Source organism: Haloarcula rubra (assembly GCF_019599465.1).
GTDB lineage: Archaea > Halobacteriota > Halobacteria > Halobacteriales > Haloarculaceae > Haloarcula > Haloarcula rubra.
This window is the reverse complement of sequence record NZ_RKLR01000021.1, coordinates 13086-32764: the sequence shown is the minus strand read 5'-3', so window position 1 is coordinate 32764 and position 19679 is coordinate 13086. Positions and strand designations below refer to the sequence as shown.

Here is a 19679-nt window from a genome sequence, read left to right as displayed (position 1 = left end):
CCGGGCAACGGCCGTCGGTGTGCGCGCGAAACTCCGGTTCGAACTCGTCGAGAGCTGTCGTCACGGGCCGTGGCGCGTGCGCGCCAATCTGGCAGTTGCTGGACCGGCGCATCACCCGCCCCAGTTCACGTAGTTTGTCCGTCTCGAACGAGCCGTCGTACACGTCACGCAGGAGTTCGGCGAGTTGTGTCGTCCCTTCGCGCCCGGGGACGCAACGGCCGCTGTTCTCCGTGGCGGCGAACCGCGCTCGCTCGCCGACGGTCGCCAGCGCACAGCGGTCGTCGGCGAGCAGTTCCACGACGCCGTCCGTGCCGAGACCGGCGGCCCGCAAGGATTGTGCCGTCGGGGCGACGTCGAGGTCACGGGTGATACCGCCGAGGACGCCACCCACGCAGGCCATCTTGTAGGTTCCATCCATCTCGACCGCATCGCGGACAGCGGTGAGGCTGCTGTCGGAGGACAGTTCGACGGTGGCCGGGTTTGCGACGTCACCAGTGACCGTGACGAGTCGAGTACCAGGATCGGGAGAATCCGAGTCGTAGGCATCTGGGTTGGTGAGGAGTCGGTGCACGTGAGCGAAGGTCCGTGGGGTGTGGATGACTGTCGGTCGGCCGTAGAGACCACATTCAGCCGGTGTCGGTGGTTGCAGGCGCGGTTCGATGCGGTCTGCCCCCTCTAATGCTTCAAGCGCCGCTGTCGGTTCGCCAGCGCGGTACTCGTCCGGGCCGGCCACTAGTTTCGGAATAACCGGCAGATCGTCACCGGCCGCGTCGATGGCGGCCTGTAGGTGCTGATGGAGATGGGTGTCCGTCTCGTTCAGGTAGAGAACGGCGTCCTCAGCACCAATGTGCTCGGCTACCACCGCGACGCCATCAAGGACCGTCATCGGCGTGGCGGCAAGCAGTGTCCTATCAGCGCATTGTTCATCCCGTGTCTCGTTCGCGTTGACGACGACGACCGGGTCACCGTCGGCCGTACGTGCGGTCTCCCACACGTCGGCGACCGGGTTGTCGGCGGCCGCATCACCCCGACCACGGCCAAGCAGACCGACATCCGCCACCGTTTCGGCCGTCGTGGACGTCGAGACGAAGGTATGCTGGGCAAGGTCAAGCGGGTCGACCCATCCACAGGGACCCAACACGAGTCGGTCCCCTACTGACACTGGCCCTGTGTCTTGTAAAGGAAGTGTCGTTGTCTGTGGATCGTGCTTAACGACAGCGTCTGCATCGTCGGTGGGCAAGAGGCCACCTTCGATGCTTTTGACGAGCGACGGAATACTCGACAATGGCGGGTCGTGAAAGAACGCGGTTCGCCCTTCGAGCGATGCCATGAAGAGTGGCCCGTCACCCGCGATGCCGGACGGCCCCGTCTGACGGACTGAAACGGCGTCGGTCGCATCCCGCGCCGCGGTCACCACCGGTTCGTGGTTTATTCGTGCCGCGTCTGCCGAGACGCGGACGACAGGTGAATGACTTCCAACACCTGTATCGCGTGCCATGGTCAAACGACTGCCGTTACTGAAATAAAACCCCTAGAAGTGATTCAATTATGTCGATTCGGTCGCCCCGATGTTGTAGCCTGAACAGAACACGAACATGGTTATCTGGTAACCGTCGCTGTAGTCACACCAAGCTATCAACCATGGCCTCTATTTACACAATCTGATGGACCTTTCGGCATAGCCATCGGTCACAGCTACAACCTTCTGTGCGGCGTTAGCAGCCTCAATAACGGACTTGCGGACGCGGTGGAGCGAGCCGACTGCCGCCTCTACAGCGTGATACCACTTCGATTTCGTCGTCGTATCGGTTAGTTCGGTCGCTGTCTTCTCAGTCATTTTGTGATCCCGATATTATCCTCTCTATGTCCTACAACATCGCGTGTGGCTCCGTGGGCACCGGGAAATTGCGTTGAGTGGGTTGTCTGAGAGCTGTAACCTTCTCGGCATACAGTAATTCGACATAGCCGTGGAAAACCGTGTTTTCGAGTTTCGAAAACACAAATGTATACGGCCGTAAATGCCGATGGGTGTGAGATATTAATAACACAAGTACATGTATTATAATCCGATTATGCAGGGATGCGGTATCTCGACTGTTTACGATATCGTATCACTACTGAATACAGCCTATGAATGCATCGCACTCGATACACGAAGGGATCAATAGCGTTCGGCCGCCATGGCCGAGATCACACTGTAGACGCCATTTACATGGTTTTAGACGCGTTCTATCCGTTTCTCGAATGTGATCCTCTGTACGATGGAGTGGATACGGCTCAGGCTGGGAACCGGTATCACAAAGTACTCTCAGACGGGAAAGTGGAATTGATGACGCAGAAATCCGAGATACGTGACTCTCAAGAGAGAGGTGTAGAGGAGCTCACGATAAGCGCAAAATTGGTTTTCAAGACACTCCAATATGAAGGAGATCTCACACAGAAAGAGCTCGTAGAAAAAACCACTCTTGTTGGCCGGACAGTCAGATCAGCACTGAGTAAGCTTGAAGAGGTAGATGAGATCACGTCACGGGTAAAATACGGTGATGCTCGACAAAAGGTATACTCGATCAACGACACATCTCGGAAGAGATGACCGACCAGCTATATACGGTGTGTTCCAGACAGACGATATGGTTTAGTTTGGGGCATTGTATCAGCGACCGAAGGAGTGCAGCAAAGATTGGGGATTTTCCAGGTCGGCGTGACTGAGAATGATCGAGAACATTGAGATTCAGCACTTTAGCTCTCGAAATATCCGCTCCGAGAGAGGTCCAACTAGTCCGCCGTCTCGAGTTTCTGTGCCACCGACGGCGTGGTCATCTGATTAACAGCGAAGAGGGCGGCAGCGCAACCATGTCAGCGATGTCGGCGGCGAGCAACGGAAGACTGGGCAGGAATACCCCCGTCTTCGGATGAACGGCGGTTACGGTGACAGTCCCAGCGACTCCAAGACGGGGGAACGAACAGTTGGGACGGACCTTCCAGATAGTTTCCCCACTGCTGTTCGAGTCGGCGAAGTTCACACCGGCAGCATCAACGCTAATTTGAAGCTCTCTTTTATTTGTATCGGCCACTGGTGAATCTACAATCAGTAACGGCCACTGGTGAATCTACAATCAGTAACGGCCAGAATATCGCTACCGCCGTATTCGGCGACTGTGATGTCTTTGATTCTGAACTTCCTCCGCTTGTTGAGAGATCGGTGTCCATTTCCATAGATTCGCGATATTCTGTCGAGTAATGCAGCTATTTTTCAGCCTATAGGTTGCAGGTGCGTCGCCCGACAACCTCGCAAGATAATCCCGATAGATTAAACGCTCTAACTGGTTCGCGACAGGAGATGGAGAGCAGTCTCTGAGAGGACCGAGACACCGATCAGCAAGCAACCTTCGTCGATATCGAACGTCGGTGTATGATGTCCACTGGGATTACCGCCGCCGATTCCGACGTACGTCGCTTTTCCGCCGTTCTCTTTGACAGCCCTCATAAGATAGGTCACGTCCTCGCTGGCACCTAGGCTATCACGTCGGCGCACTGAAGAAACTCCATCAACATCGCCTGCAATCCTGTCGACAAGGTGAACCAGTTCTTCATCGCTGTCCTCACGGATCGCTTCTCCAATAAGCGCCGTCTCTGCCTCACAGTCGTGCGCTTCTGCCGCTGAGTCGATGTGCCGGCGGACGGAATCGCGCATATACTCCATCAACTCATCCGATTCCCCACGCACTTCGACTGTAGCAGTCGCTTTACTGGCAATCACATTGGAGGCATTGTCGGACCTGAGTTCGCCAACATTTACCCGAGTGGCACCGTCTCTGTGACGCGGAATACCATAGATATTGCTCGTGGCATCTACAAGTGCTTGGACGGCATTGCGGCCCTCGTTGGGCGCTAACCCGGCGTGAGCAGATTCGCCAGTAAAGGAGACGTCGAAACGTGAGAAGGCTAGCACCTCGTCGAGGCCCGCAGTTACGGTCCCAGTCGGATAATCGAGCCCGACATGTGTTCCGATTAGGTAGTCCACATCGTCAAGATGTGGTCCGGCGGCCATCGCTTTCCCGCCACCGAGGAGTTCCTCTGATGGCTGGAAAAAGAGCTTGAACGTACCACTGAAGTCGCTTTTGAGGACTGTCTGGAGCGTTCCCAAACCAAATGTGATATGTGAGTCATGACCGCACGCATGCATAAATCCCTCATTCTGGGATCGGAATCCCGCGGCAGCCGGCTTGTGGCTCTCATCGGACGCTTCGGTGATAGGAAGCGCGTCAATATCAACGCGAAGTCCTACCGTCGGGCCGTCACCGCGATCAACGACTGCGACAACTCCGGTATGTCCGCCTGCAACCTGTTCAAGGACATCAGTTCTGTCGGTCCGAGATGCCGCGCGTTCAAGCCAATCAGATAGTTCCTGTTCGTCTGGAACCCCCAAACGCTCGTCGGGATCGAGTGCGTCAGCCCCAATGTGAATCTGGTCGACACCCAAGCGTTCGAGCTCTTCGACGATTCGAACTGTTGTCCAGAACTCGCGCCACCCCGGTTCCGGGAATTCGTGGAATTCACGCCGGAGATCGATGAGTTCCTGTTCCGTTGGGAGGTGCATCTTCGTTGTCATTGGTAACTTGCAATATGTACTCGTTCGTGGCCCTAATATCTACGTTATTCGTTTGCCTCGTCGGGCGCTGAGATCATGTCGCGGTGCCACATCCAACGAGCGATGAACGTCGTGCCGAATACGGAGACAATTATCACCGCGTATAGGGGGTAACTCGGGAGGAAGGCCAGATATCCAAGCTCCAGCAGTAGCGTCATAATCAACGCTATCGTGAACCCGATACCAGCAACTTTTGGGTAATCTCTTCCGAACTGTGCGAAGATAGCACCGAAAACCGCCGGTACTAGGTACGATTCGAGTGCGCCTTTCCACAGCTCTGGGAGTGCCTGAAAGGCTGAGACGAGTGCGACCGCACCGATCCCCAGCATTGCCGTATTGACAATAACCGAAGCAGCTATCGCTATCGTCGAGATGATACTCGCTTGGGGTGTCCCTGTCTCGACATCTGAAGCCTCTTGGGCCGCTGCAGCACAAGGCAAGCGCAGGTTTGAGATGTTCCCCGACAGGAAGGCGATATACGTCCCAGGAATACCCAGCACCGGGTAATACGACAACGGTTCAATGAACCAGGCCCAACCAAACGTGAGTGCGACCGAGACGAATGCTCCGACAATTGCCGCTGTGGTGGGAAGAATATCGAAGACGCCCAGCAGAGTTACTGCCGGCCCCAAAGAGAGGGCAACCGCGAGAAGGTTGGTCCTTCTACCCCACTTATTGACATACGGGATGAAACTTTCTTCGTATACATCGCTACTGTCTACCGTTTGGGACTTACTGACTTGCTTGCTCTGGCTTTTAGACATGTTACCACAAACTCCCGAGGGTCACTTGTATCACAACACCGACCAGGAGGCCAACTAACATCGCTGCTCCAAGCGCCCACTCCCTGAGCCACTGAATATCTCGACTATCGGCAAGGTGCAACAACGCGAGCATAGCAAGTCCTCCGACGGCGACGGCACCAGTCTCCGGAGTTCCAGCTGTGACTTCACCACTCAGAAAGTACGCGAACGCGCCAAGCATCGCTGCGGCGCTGATAATCGGTATGAGTTTTTCATTGCCGTTGCTGATTTTCGTTCTGACTTTCTCCATATGCCGCGTTCCGAATGCCGAGACGAGCAACCAGCCAGTGCCACCGAGTGTCATCGACCAGACCGCCGTTGCGTACGCGGTTTCAGTGATGCCCTCGTCACCCAGGCTGTATCCGAACTGGCTGAGACCTAACTCAGCAGCTGGTAGCTCGAACGCCACCGATCCAATCACTGAAAGGCGCATCCACGCAACGGGACCACCGACTGTCGCAATCAAGGCCAACATCCCAGCTAACACCGCGACTGAAGGACCGATAGCCGATATCAATCCCGTCTTAAACCCGGTCTTCAGTTTCTCCTCCGATAGCCCCATCTCCTTTCCGTCGTTCCACGCGCGCCGGAGGAAGATAGCGGCTTGCAACAGTACTACTGAAACAACTGGTAACGTCGAGAGCCACAACCAGCGACTATTGGCGACATCCATATACGCTGGTGCTATTGGTACTAGCTCTAGCCACATCATAGCATATCCGTTATATAACGAACTACCATATATAACCATCGGTGGGGTCTCACAGATATATGACAATCCACCATGCAGAGTCCCGTAGATGAGATGGCTGAAAGAGTCAGGCGTTGCACCGAAAACGCGTTAGATTCGTCGCAATCTTGCGCACAAAACCGATATTGCAGTTTCGAAGTTCGGCTGTTTCAAAGCGGTCTCATCAAATGGTTTGATGTCTCTCACAAGCGGTGAGTCCGACACTCGTTCATTAGAGGACAGTCGGCGCCTGTCGGTACCCCAGCGTGCGAGCCTAGACGCCGCGGCCCTGCAGTTGCTCCTCTTCGGGCAGGTCGGCGTTCGCGTCGCCTTTCATCCCCTTGCCGACGTTCTTGCTGATCTCGGTGAGTCGCTCGGGGTCGTCCCAGTTGTTGACAGCTTCGACGATGGCGGTGCCCATCGCTTCCGGGTCCTCGGCGCCGAAGATGCCCGACCCGACGAAGATGCCGTCACAGCCGTGGTGCATCATCAGCGCGGCGTCGGCGGGCGTCGCGATGCCGCCGGCGGCGAAGTTGACGACCGGCAGGCGGCCCATGTCGGCCGTCTCGTGGACGAGGTCGGCGGGGGCCTCGTGTTCGCGGGCCCACTTCTCGCGTTCCTCGTAGCTCATGCCTTCGAGTTTGCGAATCGAGCCCTTGATGTTGCGCTGGTGGTGGACGGCCTGGTTCACGTCGCCGGTGCCGGCCTCACCCTTGGTCCGAATCATCGCCGCGCCCTCGTCGATGCGGCGGAGCGCCTCCTGCAGGTTCCGGGCGCCACAGACGAACGGCGCGGTGAAGTCGCGCTTGTCGATGTGGTAGCGGTCGTCGGCCGGCGTGAGCACCTCGCTCTCGTCCAGCATGTCCGCGCCGGCGGCTTCGAGGATTTCGGCCTCCTTCGTGTGGCCGATACGCGCCTTGCCCATCACCGGGATAGACACCTCGTCGATGACCGCCTCCAGCGACGCGGGGTCGGCCATTCGGGCGACGCCACCGCGCTTGCGGATGTCGGCCGGGACGGCTTCGAGGTTCATCACCGCGACGGCGCCGACGTCCTCGGCGATGCGGGCCTGTTCGGGCGTGACGACATCCATGATGACGCCACCCTTCTGCATCTTCGCGAACCCCTGTTTGATCAGTTCAGTTCCGTGCTCAAGTTCCTCAAGTCCCGTGTTTGCTGTCGTTTTCGTCATTCGTTTTCTTATTTGATTTCCAGGTCTGTTCGCGACTGGGTCCGTACTCGCTCGCGTGCCCGTTCGATATTCTCCCCGTTGAGTACCGCCTCGACGAACAGTTCGCCAGCGCGGTACGAGGACCTGACCATCGGGCCAGAGGCACAATAGAGGAAGTCCAGTTCCTCTTCGGCGACGCGCTGCCAGGTGTCGAAGGCGTCTGGGTGGACGTATTCGCTGACTTCAAGATGTGATCGGGAGGGCTGGAGATACTGACCCAGCGTCACGACATCAACGCCGACCTGCCGGAGGTCCGACAGCGTCTGGTACACCTCATGGGCGTACTCGCCAACCCCCAGCATCAGGCTTGTCTTCGTGTAGACGTCGCTCTCGCGCCCGACTTGCTCGAGGACTGAGAGCGACTGCTCGTAGCCGGCGCGGCGGTCCCGGACCGGCCACTGGAGGCGCTCGACGGTCTCAACGTTGTGAGCGATCACATCCGGTTCGGCATCGACGATTTTCCCAACCAGGTCAGGATCGCCCTGGAAGTCTGGGATCAGGCACTCCACGAGGATCGAGGGATCCCGTTCCTTGATTGCGCGGATGGTCCGGGCGAAGTGATTCGCGCCCTGATCGGGCAGATCGTCACGGTCGACTGACGTGAGGACGACGTAGTCGAGACCGATGTCGGCGACGGCTTCCGCAACGTTCACGGGTTCGTCCTCGTCAAGCGGGTCCATCCCACCGGTCTCGACGTCACAGAAGTTACACCCCCGCGAGCAGCGGTCGCCCATGAGCATGAACGTCGCCGTGCCGGGACCGTCACGCCCGGACCAACATTCGCCCATATTCGGACAGTTAGCCTCCTCACAGACGGTGTGGAGGTCCCGTTCGCGGAGCGATTGCTTGATATCGGTGAATCGCTCGCCCGATGGCGGCCGAATCTTCAGCCAGTCCGGTTTACGCGCCTTGCTCATAGTATTTGACGGTCGATCGATGATTAGTCATAAATAGGGTACTCCGAACAGAGTTGCTCCACTTCCATCGAGATCTCCTCGGCCAGGTCATCGTCGTCTGGGTTGTCGAGGAGATCGACGATGTAATTGCCGATCGTTTCCATCTCCGATTCACTGAACCCGCGCGTCGTCAACGCAGGCGTCCCGACGCGGATGCCGCTTGTGACGAACGGCGACCGTGACTCGCCCGGGACGGTATTCTTGTTGACCGTGATCCCGACGCTCTCAAGTCGCTCCTCGGCGTCTTTTCCGGTAATCGACGGATGCGATTCACGCAGGTCGACGAGGAGGAGATGCTTGTCGGTGCCACCGCTGACGAGCGACATTCCGCGATCGGTGAACACGTCTGCGAGCGCCTTCGCATTCGCAACGACCTGTTCCGAGTACTCTCTGAACTCGTCGGTGAGCGCTTCCCCGAAGCCGACGGCCTTGCCGGCGACGTTATGCATCAACGGGCCGCCCTGCGCGCCGGGGAAAATTGCTTTGTCGATTTCCTCGGCATGTTCCTCCGTCGTGAGGATTATCCCACCGCGGCCGGCACGAATCGTTTTGTGCGTACTCGCCGTCACAAAGTCGGCATCCCCAACCGGGTTCGAGTGGACGCCACCAGCGATGAGTCCCGTGATGTGGGCGATGTCCGCCATGTGATACGCGTCGACGGCGGCGGCGATCTCGCCGATGCGCTCGTAATCGAACTCTCGCGGGTACGCTGACGACCCACTGACGATGAGACCCGGGTCGAATTGCTCGGCGTGGTTGGCGAGTTCGTCGTAGTCGATGTACCCTGTCTCCGGATCAACGCCGTACTGCTCAACCTCGTAGTACTGACCCGAGAAGTTGACGTGATGACCGTGCGAGAGATGACCACCGTGGGTGAGGTCCAGCGAGAGGATCCGGTCACCAGGCTCCAGCATCGCAAAGTAGACGCCCATATTGGCCTGCGTACCGCTGTGAGGCTGGACGTTCGCGTGTTCGGCTCCAAAGAGTTCTTTCGCCCGATCGATGGCCAGCTGTTCCACGGTGTCGACGTGCTCGCAGCCGCCGTAGTACCGTGATCCGGGATACCCTTCGGCGTACTTGTTGGTCAGTACCGAACCCTGCGTTTCGAGGACAGCCTTCGAGACGTGATTCTCCGAGGCAATCATCTCTAAATTCTCTTCTTGTCGTCTCTTTTCTCCTCGGATGGCGGCTTGAACGTCTGGATCTGACGCTGACAGGTCACCGTCCGGTAACATACGTGTTCAGTTATCACCACTAGTAGAATTAAAACCCTCGGTCGAAACTGTGGTCCTAGGACGATTTGGAAAGAATGTAACTCCCGTAGTCGGTTCATAGGTCCCCGAGTCGGTCCTGAAAACAACCACCAAACCGCCGGTCTGTACCATATTTTAAGTCGATGGGCTGGAGTGGTTGGTGTATGGTGCGAACCATAGAGACAGCCGAAGCGCCGGCAGCGGTCGGTGCGTACAGCCAAGCGACCAAACACGACGATATGGTATTTACCGCCGGACAGATCCCTGCGACACCTGACGGTGATCTATTGGACGACGCGCCGATCACCAGACAAACCGAACAGGCGCTCGATAACGTGGAAGCGGTACTAGCCGAGGCAGGACTGGCGATGAACCATGTCCTCAAAGTAACCGTCTTTCTCGACGACATCGGCAATTTCGAGGCAATGAACGAGGTGTACAGCGGTTACTTTGACGACGAACCTCCCGCCCGTAGCGCCGTTGGTGTCAGCGAACTCCCGAAAGGCGTCGGTGTCGAGATCGAAGCCATCGCTGGCCAGTAAGGCGACATCCCCCAACCGATCACAGACTGCGATTTTGAGTCGACAGGACAGCGGTACTGCAGCAGACGGCGGTACCGTGTCCCCGGCCTACAGTGACCTGCGTTGGACTGCTCGCGAAAAGAACTCTCGTTCGTGGCTTGAGTCACTGAACGAACCAATTACCGATCCAATGTATGGATCGGATGGCCAAGCGCGCAGTCGGCCGCTTCCATGATCGCTTCAGAGAGCGTGGGATGCGCGTGGACGGTCGAAGCGATGTCCGAGAGTGTCAGTTCATGCTCGACGGCGAGTCCAATCTCGGCAGTTAACTCGGATGCCTCGGGGCCGACAATCTGTCCGCCTAGGACGGTCCCAGACTCGACGTCAGCGACGAGTCTCACAAACCCCGTCCGCTCTCCAGACGTCAACGCTCGCCCGCTCGCTCGGAACGGGAACTCGCCAGTAGTAGGTTCGTAGCCCTGTTCCCGCGCCTGGGTTTCGGTCAACCCAACAGACCCGATCTCGGGATCAGTGAACACGACACTCGGAACGGTGCGGACTGGGTCGGGCGCCGCACCTGCAATCGTCTCGGCTGCAACGACGCCCGCAGCGCTTCCCTCGTGGGCAAGCATTGGTTCGCCTGCAACGTCACCCACGGCGAAGATATGATCGATATTCGTTCGTCCGAGTTCGTCCGTTTCGACAAATCCATTTTCGTCGCACTCGATCCCAAGTGCGTCAATCCCTGCTGTGTCGGAGACCGGATCACGACCGATCGCGATCAACGCCTTATCGGCTGTTAGCCATTCGACCGCGTCCTCGCCTGTTTCGTCCCCAGCAGGTTCGGTGGCGATCCGTATCTGCCCATTGTCGATTCGCTCCCAGTCTGTTGCGACGCGACCGAACTGAAAAGACAACCCGAGCTTCTCGGCCCGTTTTCGCACCGGCTGAGTTAAATCAGCCGAGTACCGCGGCAGCGGCGCTTCCAACATCTCGACGACGGTCACGTCCACACCAAGTTTGGCGAACATCGTCGACAGTTCCATCCCGATATAACCCGCACCGACGACCGCGAGTTCATCAGGAATCGCATCGAGATCGAGCGCCGCCTTCGCGTTCAGAATCGGTTCGTCGTCGAACGAGAATCCGGGGAGTTCGATCGGTCTGCTCCCGGTAGCGACAATGGCGTGGTCGAACGCGATCGTTTCGGGCTCTCCGTTCCCATCCTCCCAGACCTCTGCGCGGTGCTCGGCGACCAGTTGGGCCGTTCCCTTGCGTAGTGTAACGTCATTGGCCTTACAGAGCTTCTCAACACCCTTTGTGAGCCGCCGAACAACGCGATCCTTCCATTGAACGAGACGCGCGAAGTCGACCGCAACATCTGCCTCGATACCTCGATCCTCTACGTTTCGGATCGAGTGGACATCGTCAGCTGCGTCGATCAGCGCCTTAGAAGGGATACAGCCGTGGTTCAGACACGTTCCGCCAACACCACTCCGATCGACGAGAGTGACGGTTTGGCCGAGCTGTCCCGCACGGATGGCTGTGACATAGCCTGCGGGACCGCCGCCGATGACAAGTACGTCTGTCTCTTGCATGGGTATGCTGACCTCCTCGAACACTCTCGGCCGCCTCGTGTTAATACTTCCCCGTCGAGCTGGAGGGGGGCAGAATAAACGCAGTGCTGTGAAAGAGCGAGCCGGATCACCGGCACGACCTTGACAGGAAAGCCTTAGAGCCGCGGCTCACTCGAGCGCGTGCCAGGAGAGACGCGGGTTTCGGGCAGCGCTTGTCTGATCGATGCGGCGGGCTGCCGTTGACGACGGCGCCGTCGACAGCGACTCCTCGTTCTCTCCTGCTACCGCATTGAACGCATCGGCGAGTTGGTCGAGGGTATCTTGACTTTCCATCTCCGTCGGTTCTGTCATGAGGGCCTCGGAAACAATTTCCGGCCACTTTGTCGTCGGCGGGTGGACCCCGTAATCGAGCATTCGCTTCGCGAAGTCGGCGGCGTCGCGGTCGCCAGCGCTAGCGACGAACTCGTGGTGGAATGGTCCGAAGGGTATGTCGAGGTCGATCTGCGATCCGAGATAATTCGCGTTCAGTACCGCCTTCGCACTCGTGTCTGTGAGTCCTTCGTCACCAAGCCGCTCGATGTAGGCGTAGGCTTTCAGTAGGACGAGCCAGTTCCCCATCGCGCCGTGAACCTTACCAATCGAGCGTTCGGGCTCGTACAACTCGTAGCTCTCGCCGTCGGCCCGCACGTGCGGGGAGGGAAGGAATTCGGCCAGATCAGCTGTAACACCGATTGGACCGGCTCCAGGCCCACCACCGCCGTGGGGAGTGGCGAAGGTTTTGTGCAGATTGAAGTGCATGATGTCGAACCCCATGTCGCCTGGCCGGGCCTGGCCCAGCAGCGCGTTCAGATTCGCCCCGTCGTAGTACAGGAGCCCGCCTGCATCGTGGACGATCTCAGCGATCTCCTCAATATCGCGCTCGAACAGCCCCAGCGTGTTAGGGTTCGTCAGCATCAGTGCCGCCGTATCATCGCCGACAGCCGCTTCCAGTGCATCGATATCAACCCGTCCATCGTCACTCGGCGGGAGTTCAACCACCTCATATCCTGCCATCACTGCGCTCGCGAAGTTCGTACCATGGGCACTTGCGGGGACGATAACCTTGCTGCGGTTCCCCTCGTCGTTGTGTTCGTGGTAGGCCCTAGCGACGAGAATGCCAGTGAACTCGCCAGATGCGCCGGCGGGCGGCTGGAGTGTTACTGCGTCCATCCCACCAATCCGCCCGAGGTAGTCCTGCAAACGGGCATACACCGCGAGTGTGCCCTGAGTACTCTCAGCAGATCTGTCCGGGTGAACGGCCGCGTCGGCGAGCGCGGCAACCTCTTCGGTGAACTTGGGGTTATACTTCATCGTACAGGACCCCAGCGGGAACGGCCCGCTCTCGACGCCGTAATTCATCTGGGATAGGCGCGTGTAATGGCGCGCAATCTCGGGTTCCGAGAGCTCCGGGAGCGTCACCGATTCGCGAGTTAACTCGTCGGGAAGTGTGGTTCGCTCCTCAACGTCGACTGTCTGCTCGTTCTTTTCTGCGAGTAGGGTCTCGTAGCGAGAGTCGTCCGTCTCACTCCAGACGGCCTGATTGTAGCGCTGCATCAGGCCACCACCTCCCTGACAGCCTCCACGAACTCATCCCGCTCAGACCGGTTCGCGTCGGTGATACAGACCTGGACCTGGTGTTCGTCGACGGCGTGAACCGCGAATCCGTTGCTTTCGAGGTCAGCTGCGACCCGCTCAGCGTCCCGGGGCGTCTCAGCGAGGAACTCACGGAAGTGGTGCCGGTCGTGGACCGGCGCAGTGACGCCATCGATGTCATTAAGATCGGCCGCCAGTTCTCGGGGGAGTTGGACGCACTCCTCGGCCAAATCGACGAGCCCGGTCGCGCCGAGCCAGGCGACGTGAATCGCGGTTCGCAGAGCGACCCACGCCTGGTTGGTGCAGATATTGGAGGTGGCCCGCTCTCGGCGGATATGTTGTTCTCGGGTCTGCAGTGTTAGTGTGTAGGCTCGGTTGTCGTTCGCGTCTTCGCTCGCACCGACGAGCCGTCCTGGTACTTGCCGGAGGTAGTCTTCGCGGCAGGCGAAGAGGCCGAGGCCTAACCCGTAGGCAGGTGACAGTCCGAGGGCACTTGCGTCGCCGACGACTACATCTGCGCCGACATTAGACGGTTCCTCGAGCAGTGCAAGCGCGACGGGATCGGTCCCTAAGCAGAAGGCGGCGTCATGCTCCTCTGCGATATCGCCGACCGTTGAGAGGTTCTCCTCAATGGTGCCAACAGCCGTGGGATTCTCAACGTATATCATCACCGTCTCGTCGGTGACGTTGTCGGCGAGCGCTGTCGGATCGGTTGCCCCGTCCACAGTGGGGTACGTTTCGACCGTCATATCGCTACCAATAAGATAGTTCTCGAGGACCGAGAGACGCTCTTCACGAACGAGGTCTGAGACCAGTACTTTCGAACCGCTCGTTCCACGGACTCGGTCAGCCAACAGCGCTGCTTCGGCCAGTGCCGTCGCCGCGTCATACATCGAGCAGTTCGCGACCTCAAGGCCGGTGAGTTCAACCAGCATCGACTGATACTCGAACAACGCCTGCAGGAACCCTTGAGCGATCTCAGGCTGGTACTGTGTGTAACTCGTAAGGAATTCCGAGCGCAACGAGAGGTTATCGATGATCGATGGCACGTAGTGTTCGTACCGGCCGCGACCGAGGAACTCGGTAAGTTGGTCGTTTCGTGCAAGCGTGTCCGATACGTCTCGGACCACTTCCTGCTCCGACGACGACTCGATCCCAAACGACCCGTCGAACTGAACCGACGATGGGACGTCGAACAGGTCCTCAACTGACTCGGCGCCAATGGCGTCGAGCATCGCCTGGACGTCCTCTTCGGTGTGTGGTGCAAAGGGACTCTCCGTAGATCGGGACTCGCTTTTCTTGTCTTGGAATTGCTGTGACATTGCTGTTTGCTCCGTCTGATTATTCGATCTGCTCTCGATATTCGCTGGCTGACAGGAATGACTCTGTATCGAGGTCCCCATCGAGTTCCAGTTCAATCAGCCAGCCGTCACCGTAAGGGTCCTCGTTGACGAGTTCGGGCTCGGACTCCACGGCCTCATTGATGTCTGCGACGACGCCAGCAACCGGGGCGTAGACATCGGAAACAGCCTTGATACTCTCGATGACCGCAAAGTCGTCGCCAGCGTCGAAATCGGTGCCGGCAGCCGGCAGTTCCACGAAGACGATGTCACCGAGTTCGTCCTGTGCAAAGTCGGTGATCCCGATCCTCACCGTATCTTCGATTAGTTCGATCCACTCGTGCGATTCGGTATAGTACGGTTCGTCAGGTACGTCAAATTCCATTGGTAGTGTTCGTGATTCGTTGGTAGTTCACTCGCGATGCTCTTGGAGGAATCGGTGGCTTACAACCGTCGCCGCCACCGTCCTATTGCGTACCTCGACGCCAAGTGAGGTCCCTTCATCGACGTACGCGGCATCGACATAGCCGAGTGCGATTGGTACCTCAAGCGTCGGGCTCATCGTCCCACTGGTTACGTGGCCGACCTGCTCCCCATCGTGCAGAATCGGATACCCGTGGCGCGGGACCCCTCGTTCCTGCAACTCCAGCCCGACGAGCAGTTCGTCGGGGTTGTCCGCGTCGCGAAGTGCCTCCTGGCCGACGAAGAACGGCTTCGAGCTATCGACGACGAATCCCAGTCGCGCCTCGTAGGGCGTGCGCGGTTCGTCCTCCGGGTGGAAGTCCTGTCCGGAGAGCAGCAGTCCGGCCTCAAGCCTGAGCGTGTCTCGCGCTCCGAGCCCGCAAGGCTGTACGTCGTCGAACGCATCCCATATCTTCTCGGAGTCATCGGCGTCGAAGATCAGTTCGAAGCCGTCCTCACCGGTGTAGCCGGTCCGAGCAGCGAGACAGTCAGCGCCATCGATCCTTGTTTCGCGGGTACTGAACCGGGACACATCCTCAAGGGAATCGGCCGCAGCCGCCTGAACGGACTCGACAGCGTCTGGGCCCTGCACGGCGAACATCCCGAAATCCTGGGTCCGGTTCACAACAGTTGCGTCAAGGTTGTGTGCCGCCGCGTGGTCGGTCCAGTGGTCGACCATCGCCTCGTCATTTCCGGCGTTGGGGATGAAAAGGTATTCTTCGCCATCAGGCTGAAAATAAACGACAGTGTCGTCAATAATCGTCCCGTCCTCAGCTAGGATGCAGGCGTATTGAGCGTCCCCTGGATCAAGCGCGGTCACGTCGTTGGTCGTAAGCCGATTCATCAGTTCTGCAGCTTCCGGACCGGAAACCGTAACTTCACCCATGTGACTAACGTCGAAGATACCGACTGAGTCACGAACCGCAGCATGCTCGGTCTGTATCGAGTCGAACGAGACCGGCATATCCCAGCCGCCGAAGTCAGTGAAGTCGGCCCCGGACTGCAAATGCTTCTCGTGAAGCTGTGGCCTTTTGGTCGACACGCATTAGATGCTCTTCTGGAGCAATATATAGCTTATCGTGACACGATCCCGGATGTACCACGACGAGCCGGGAATTGGTGCGATGTTGCGACGCGTGACAGCGTGGTTCGATCCAGAGACTTCATAGCGCACATCAGTTGAGACGGGAGACCTCGTAGCCTGCATCACCGATCGATTGGATGATGCGTTGGGTATGTCGGTCGCCACTCGTCTCGATCCGGATGTCGAGATACGCCTCGCCGACCTTCAGCTCGTCGACAGCTCGTTCGTGGTTCACGGTCCGGATATTGGCGTTCTGGTCGGCGATGATGTTTGAGATGCGGCCCATCTTCCCAGGCTCATCGACGATTCGGACCCGGAGCTGGACGAGTTGCTGTCGATAGGTAAGCTCGTGTGTGAGTGTCCGCTGAAGCATCGTCGCGCTGAGATTCCCGCCGCTGAGAATCGGAACAACCGTCTCATCACTGACGGCGAGCCGGTCGCTCAGGAGCGCCGCTACGGTCGCGGCTCCGGCACCCTCGACCATCTGCTTGGTCCGTTCTAGGAGATAGCGGATGCTATGTGCGATCTCCGTATCCGAGACTGTCACCACCTCGTCGACATGCTGGTCAATGAGGTTGTACGTGAGCGTGGAGATGCCGCCTGTCGCGATCCCATCAGCGATCGTTTGAACCGAATCGATTGTCTGTGGGGCACCCTTTTGGAGGCTTTGTGGGACGGTCGCTGCGTCTTCGGCCTGAACGCCGATAACACGGACAGAGGGAGCCAGTTCAGCGAGAGCCGCTGCGACGCCACCGATCAGTCCGCCCCCGCCAATCGGTACGACGACCGTGTCGAGATCCGGGACCTGATCGAGTACTTCGAGGCCGAGTGTCCCTTGACCAGCAACGATATCAGGGTCATCGTATGCGTGCACGAAGACTGCGCTATCGTCGACTAGCGACTGGGCATAGTCCATTGCTGCTTGGAAGTTCTTACCGCGGAGTTCGACATCGGCACCGTAGCCCCGCGTCGCGTCAATCTTCGATTGTGGTGCGTTCGTCGGCATGACGATGGTGGCCTCGAGCCCGGTCTTCGCTGCAGCCAGTGCGACGCCCTGCGCGTGGTTGCCAGCGCTGGCAGCGATCGCTCTGTCGACGGCCGCTCCATCGTCGTCATCTGCAATCTTAGACAGTTTGTTGTACGCTCCCCGTGTCTTGAACGAGCCGGATCGCTGGAGGTGCTCCATTTTGAGGAATACCCGAGCGTCAGTGTCGCGATCTAATGTGCGGCTCGTCTCGATCGGTGTCTCTCTGGCAACCGATTCGGTATCAAGACGGTCCTGCGCTCGCTGAATGTCGTCGAATTCTATGGACATGGTTCTCTTGGACCGGTGGTCGGCTTCCGAATGATTCCTATCGGTAAACCACGCAGTAGCCGACCGATCATGTGCAACGATCATGCGAGCCATTTTATAAGTACTGGTGGCCGGGGTTGGATTCCTCGCATCCATAGGCATAGATAGCAGTTCAAAATACAGAGGAATATTCGGTGCTGACCAGTGGGATCGGTTAGCTATGACACCGGTTGTTTTTTTATCCTGACGCTGTATTTCCTAATATGGGAAAACAATCGCGGAAAACGTCGAAAACTTCGATGGAGATCATAGAGGCAGTCGGAGAGTTGGACAGTGCAAGTCTAACAGAAATTTCCGATTATACCGATATTCCGACCAGTACGCTCCATACACACCTCCAGACACTGAAACAGAACGAGTACCTTCAAAAAAAGAATAGTGAATACCGTCTGGGGATGAAGATGTTTCATCTCGGTGAAAAGGCACGTAGACGCGACGAACGGTATCAAATAGCGAAGGAAGAAGCTTGGCAACTGTCTAACAGAGTTGGAGAAGAGGTTAGCTTCGCGGTCGAAGAGAACGGTCGTATGATTATCATCTACGATGAGATTACCGCACCATCAGAGGAGGGGTTCCAGGTGGGGCGATACTTCAATATGCACAGTTCAGCCTGTGGGAAAGCGGCATTAGCGGAGTTTAGTGACGAGCGAATACGAGATATCATTGACAAACGCGGTCTGAAAAAGCACACTGGCAACACGATAGCCAGCAGAAGCAGGTTGTTCCACGAGATCCAGCAAATCAGGGAACAGGGGTATGCGGTGAATAAGCAGGAGGAGTTAGAGGGGCTCAGAGCGGTTGCAGTCGCAATCAACAAACCCAACGGCGACCTTTTCGGCACACTGGATATTTCCGGCCCACCGTACAGGCTTCCTGACGACGAGATTATCGCGGATCGTCTTCAGGAGGCAGTCGACAATATCGAACAAAGTATCAAAAACAGCCGCATCTGACTGCTGTTATCGAATTCAGTATATTCTCACAGGACCCAGCTCTGTCAGGCTGTTCTGGGAGAACTATAATACACGTACACCCGTTATTATTCGAGTTGTCGTTCTCACTGAGCTTTTCCTAATATGGGTAATCTTGTCTGGCCCTATTTCGTGGATACGCTAAAACTCACTCTCAAGATGAGCATTAGAGCCCACACTCACTAGCGCAGTTAGACAATCTAATCAAGACCACGTCCTCCTTGTGCGCAGCCGACTGAGCGAAATTAAGTACACTGTCCTGAAGAGTTTCCTACATTGGGAAATAGTATCCCGAGGCACTGTCTAGATAGCCTCCTAAGCTGGTGTTCGATCATTCAACGCCTGATGCGGTCGCTGACAATTGTAGTAATGAACAAACACTGCAAGCCACTGGCGGACGCTCAGCCGACTGCCCACCCACGAATGATGGAAACGGTCGACTCGCATTTTGAAGGTCTGAAACCACTTTTCGATCAGGTTTCGGTCGGTGTAATCGACCTGACCGTTGAGTCCTAATCGAAAGATGGCAGTCCGATAGCCGAAAGCATCTGTGAGAAACACTGCTTCCGAGCAGTCGTGTTTCTCGGTGACTGCACGAAGAAACGCAGCTGCCGGATCGGTGCCATGTCGGCTGAACAGAGCGATATCCAAGATCAGCTTTGTGTCGAGGTCTATTGCAGCGTACAGCCACGACTGTTCCCCATTGATTTTGACAGCCGTCTCGTCGACGGCGACCCGCCTCGGCTTCGCCTTCGGCGGGTCTGGCAGGCTGTCAGAGAGACGATGTACCCACTGCCAGATCGCTTGAAACGAGCGATTTATGCCGAGAAGCCGAAGAATCGCTTCTGTCTCTCGAAGTGAAAGACCTGCAGCATGGAGACGAACGGCGAACGCCCTGACGGGCGTCGCCGTTCGCTCCCGCTGCCAACATTCAAGCGTAGCGGTGTCCAAACTCTCCTTGAGCAGGTCTGAGGTAGCATGAATCACTCACTCTTCGACCTGTTCGTTCCTTAACTAGACGGTGCCGAAGCCCCGTCGTGAACGACGGGGAGGAGGTCACTAGACGTGAGGTCAACTAGGAAAAAGAAGTCTCAGAGCACTGAAAAGGATCGTT

The 19679-nt window shown here is 57.6% G+C and carries 17 protein-coding genes; 3 read left to right on the top strand and 14 right to left on the bottom strand.

Going from position 1 to position 19679, the window contains the following annotated elements; all coding sequences use genetic code 11:
- Positions 1-1498: NADH-ubiquinone oxidoreductase-F iron-sulfur binding region domain-containing protein (locus tag EGH21_RS22995; RefSeq protein ID WP_220620746.1), on the bottom strand; the 1498-nt coding region annotated here is incomplete at its 3' end.
- A gap of 831 nt (positions 1499-2329) precedes the next feature.
- On the opposite strand from EGH21_RS22995, the gene EGH21_RS22990 reads away from it, so the two are divergent.
- Positions 2330-2593 carry an ArsR family transcriptional regulator gene (locus EGH21_RS22990; protein WP_220620745.1) on the top strand — a complete coding sequence of 88 codons (264 nt, stop codon included), beginning with the start codon at positions 2330-2332 and terminating at the stop codon, positions 2591-2593.
- A gap of 726 nt (positions 2594-3319) precedes the next feature.
- Here EGH21_RS22990 and EGH21_RS22985 read toward each other — a convergent pair.
- The 6 genes from EGH21_RS22985 to EGH21_RS22960 all read right to left on the bottom strand — a co-directional run bounded on the left by EGH21_RS22985 (position 3320) and on the right by EGH21_RS22960 (position 9606).
- Positions 3320-4600: an amidohydrolase gene (locus tag EGH21_RS22985; protein WP_220620744.1), complete on the bottom strand. Its 1281-nt coding sequence runs from the start codon at positions 4598-4600 to the stop codon at positions 3320-3322.
- A 56-nt stretch (positions 4601-4656) separates the two neighbouring features.
- A complete protein-coding gene (locus EGH21_RS22980; protein ID WP_220620743.1) occupies positions 4657-5415 on the bottom strand; it encodes a hypothetical protein in 759 nt (252 codons plus the stop codon).
- A gap of 1 nt (position 5416) precedes the next feature.
- On the bottom strand, positions 5417-6166 hold the full coding sequence (locus EGH21_RS22975) for a DUF5058 family protein (protein WP_220620742.1): 750 nt from the start codon (positions 6164-6166) through the stop codon (positions 5417-5419).
- A 292-nt stretch (positions 6167-6458) separates the two neighbouring features.
- Positions 6459-7376 (bottom strand): pyridoxal 5'-phosphate synthase lyase subunit PdxS, encoded by a 918-nt coding sequence (gene pdxS, locus EGH21_RS22970; RefSeq protein ID WP_220620741.1) that lies wholly within the window; start codon positions 7374-7376, stop codon positions 6459-6461.
- Positions 7377-7384: 8 nt separating this feature from the next.
- A complete protein-coding gene (lipA, locus tag EGH21_RS22965) occupies positions 7385-8332 on the bottom strand; it encodes a lipoyl synthase (protein WP_220620740.1) in 948 nt (315 codons plus the stop codon).
- 23 nt (positions 8333-8355) lie between these two features.
- Entirely contained in the window at positions 8356-9606 is a 1251-nt protein-coding gene (locus tag EGH21_RS22960) for a serine hydroxymethyltransferase (protein WP_220620739.1), read from the bottom strand.
- 182 nt (positions 9607-9788) lie between these two features.
- On the opposite strand from EGH21_RS22960, the gene EGH21_RS22955 reads away from it, so the two are divergent.
- Complete coding sequence (locus EGH21_RS22955; RefSeq protein WP_220620738.1) at positions 9789-10166, top strand: Rid family detoxifying hydrolase; 378 nt, start codon at positions 9789-9791, stop codon at positions 10164-10166.
- A gap of 158 nt (positions 10167-10324) precedes the next feature.
- Here the strand turns inward: EGH21_RS22955 and lpdA are convergent, their stop codons facing one another.
- The 6 genes from lpdA to ilvA all read right to left on the bottom strand — a co-directional run bounded on the left by lpdA (position 10325) and on the right by ilvA (position 17555).
- The gene (gene lpdA / locus EGH21_RS22950; RefSeq protein WP_220620748.1) at positions 10325-11743 is read right to left on the bottom strand and encodes a dihydrolipoyl dehydrogenase; all 1419 of its coding nucleotides are present in this window, start codon (positions 11741-11743) and stop codon (positions 10325-10327) included.
- A 147-nt stretch (positions 11744-11890) separates the two neighbouring features.
- Complete coding sequence (gene gcvPB / locus EGH21_RS22945; RefSeq protein ID WP_220620737.1) at positions 11891-13315, bottom strand: aminomethyl-transferring glycine dehydrogenase subunit GcvPB; 1425 nt, start codon at positions 13313-13315, stop codon at positions 11891-11893.
- A complete protein-coding gene (gene gcvPA, locus EGH21_RS22940; RefSeq protein WP_220620736.1) occupies positions 13315-14676 on the bottom strand; it encodes an aminomethyl-transferring glycine dehydrogenase subunit GcvPA in 1362 nt (453 codons plus the stop codon). Before gcvPA ends, gcvPB begins: the two co-directional genes overlap by 1 nt.
- A gap of 19 nt (positions 14677-14695) precedes the next feature.
- A complete protein-coding gene (gene gcvH, locus EGH21_RS22935; RefSeq protein ID WP_220620735.1) occupies positions 14696-15079 on the bottom strand; it encodes a glycine cleavage system protein GcvH in 384 nt (127 codons plus the stop codon).
- Positions 15080-15106: 27 nt separating this feature from the next.
- Positions 15107-16198: a glycine cleavage system aminomethyltransferase GcvT gene (gene gcvT / locus EGH21_RS22930; RefSeq protein ID WP_220620734.1), complete on the bottom strand. Its 1092-nt coding sequence runs from the start codon at positions 16196-16198 to the stop codon at positions 15107-15109.
- 133 nt (positions 16199-16331) lie between these two features.
- The gene (ilvA, locus tag EGH21_RS22925) at positions 16332-17555 is read right to left on the bottom strand and encodes a threonine ammonia-lyase (protein WP_220620733.1); all 1224 of its coding nucleotides are present in this window, start codon (positions 17553-17555) and stop codon (positions 16332-16334) included.
- Positions 17556-17833: 278 nt separating this feature from the next.
- On the opposite strand from ilvA, the gene EGH21_RS22920 reads away from it, so the two are divergent.
- The gene (locus EGH21_RS22920; RefSeq protein ID WP_220620732.1) at positions 17834-18547 is read left to right on the top strand and encodes an IclR family transcriptional regulator; all 714 of its coding nucleotides are present in this window, start codon (positions 17834-17836) and stop codon (positions 18545-18547) included.
- A 333-nt stretch (positions 18548-18880) separates the two neighbouring features.
- Here EGH21_RS22920 and EGH21_RS22915 read toward each other — a convergent pair whose 3' ends face one another.
- Entirely contained in the window at positions 18881-19549 is a 669-nt protein-coding gene (locus EGH21_RS22915; RefSeq protein ID WP_220620747.1) for an IS6 family transposase, read from the bottom strand.
- Positions 19550-19679 lie beyond the last annotated feature (130 nt).

Coding starts and splice junctions, on each gene's coding strand:
- EGH21_RS22975 (WP_220620742.1), bottom strand. CDS start 6,166: ATGATGTGGCTAGAGCTAGTACCAATAGCACCAGCGTATATGGATGTC.
- gcvH (WP_220620735.1), bottom strand. CDS start 15,079: ATGGAATTTGACGTACCTGACGAACCGTACTATACCGAATCGCACGAG.
- EGH21_RS22980 (WP_220620743.1), bottom strand. CDS start 5,415: ATGTCTAAAAGCCAGAGCAAGCAAGTCAGTAAGTCCCAAACGGTAGAC.
- EGH21_RS22985 (WP_220620744.1), bottom strand. CDS start 4,600: ATGCACCTCCCAACGGAACAGGAACTCATCGATCTCCGGCGTGAATTC.
- lpdA (WP_220620748.1), bottom strand. CDS start 11,743: ATGCAAGAGACAGACGTACTTGTCATCGGCGGCGGTCCCGCAGGCTAT.
- pdxS (WP_220620741.1), bottom strand. CDS start 7,376: ATGACGAAAACGACAGCAAACACGGGACTTGAGGAACTTGAGCACGGA.
- ilvA (WP_220620733.1), bottom strand. CDS start 17,555: ATGTCCATAGAATTCGACGACATTCAGCGAGCGCAGGACCGTCTTGAT.
- lipA (WP_220620740.1), bottom strand. CDS start 8,332: ATGAGCAAGGCGCGTAAACCGGACTGGCTGAAGATTCGGCCGCCATCG.
- gcvPB (WP_220620737.1), bottom strand. CDS start 13,315: ATGCAGCGCTACAATCAGGCCGTCTGGAGTGAGACGGACGACTCTCGC.
- gcvPA (WP_220620736.1), bottom strand. CDS start 14,676: ATGTCACAGCAATTCCAAGACAAGAAAAGCGAGTCCCGATCTACGGAG.
- EGH21_RS22955 (WP_220620738.1), top strand. CDS start 9,789: ATGGTGCGAACCATAGAGACAGCCGAAGCGCCGGCAGCGGTCGGTGCG.
- EGH21_RS22990 (WP_220620745.1), top strand. CDS start 2,330: ATGACGCAGAAATCCGAGATACGTGACTCTCAAGAGAGAGGTGTAGAG.
- EGH21_RS22920 (WP_220620732.1), top strand. CDS start 17,834: ATGGAGATCATAGAGGCAGTCGGAGAGTTGGACAGTGCAAGTCTAACA.
- EGH21_RS22960 (WP_220620739.1), bottom strand. CDS start 9,606: ATGTTACCGGACGGTGACCTGTCAGCGTCAGATCCAGACGTTCAAGCC.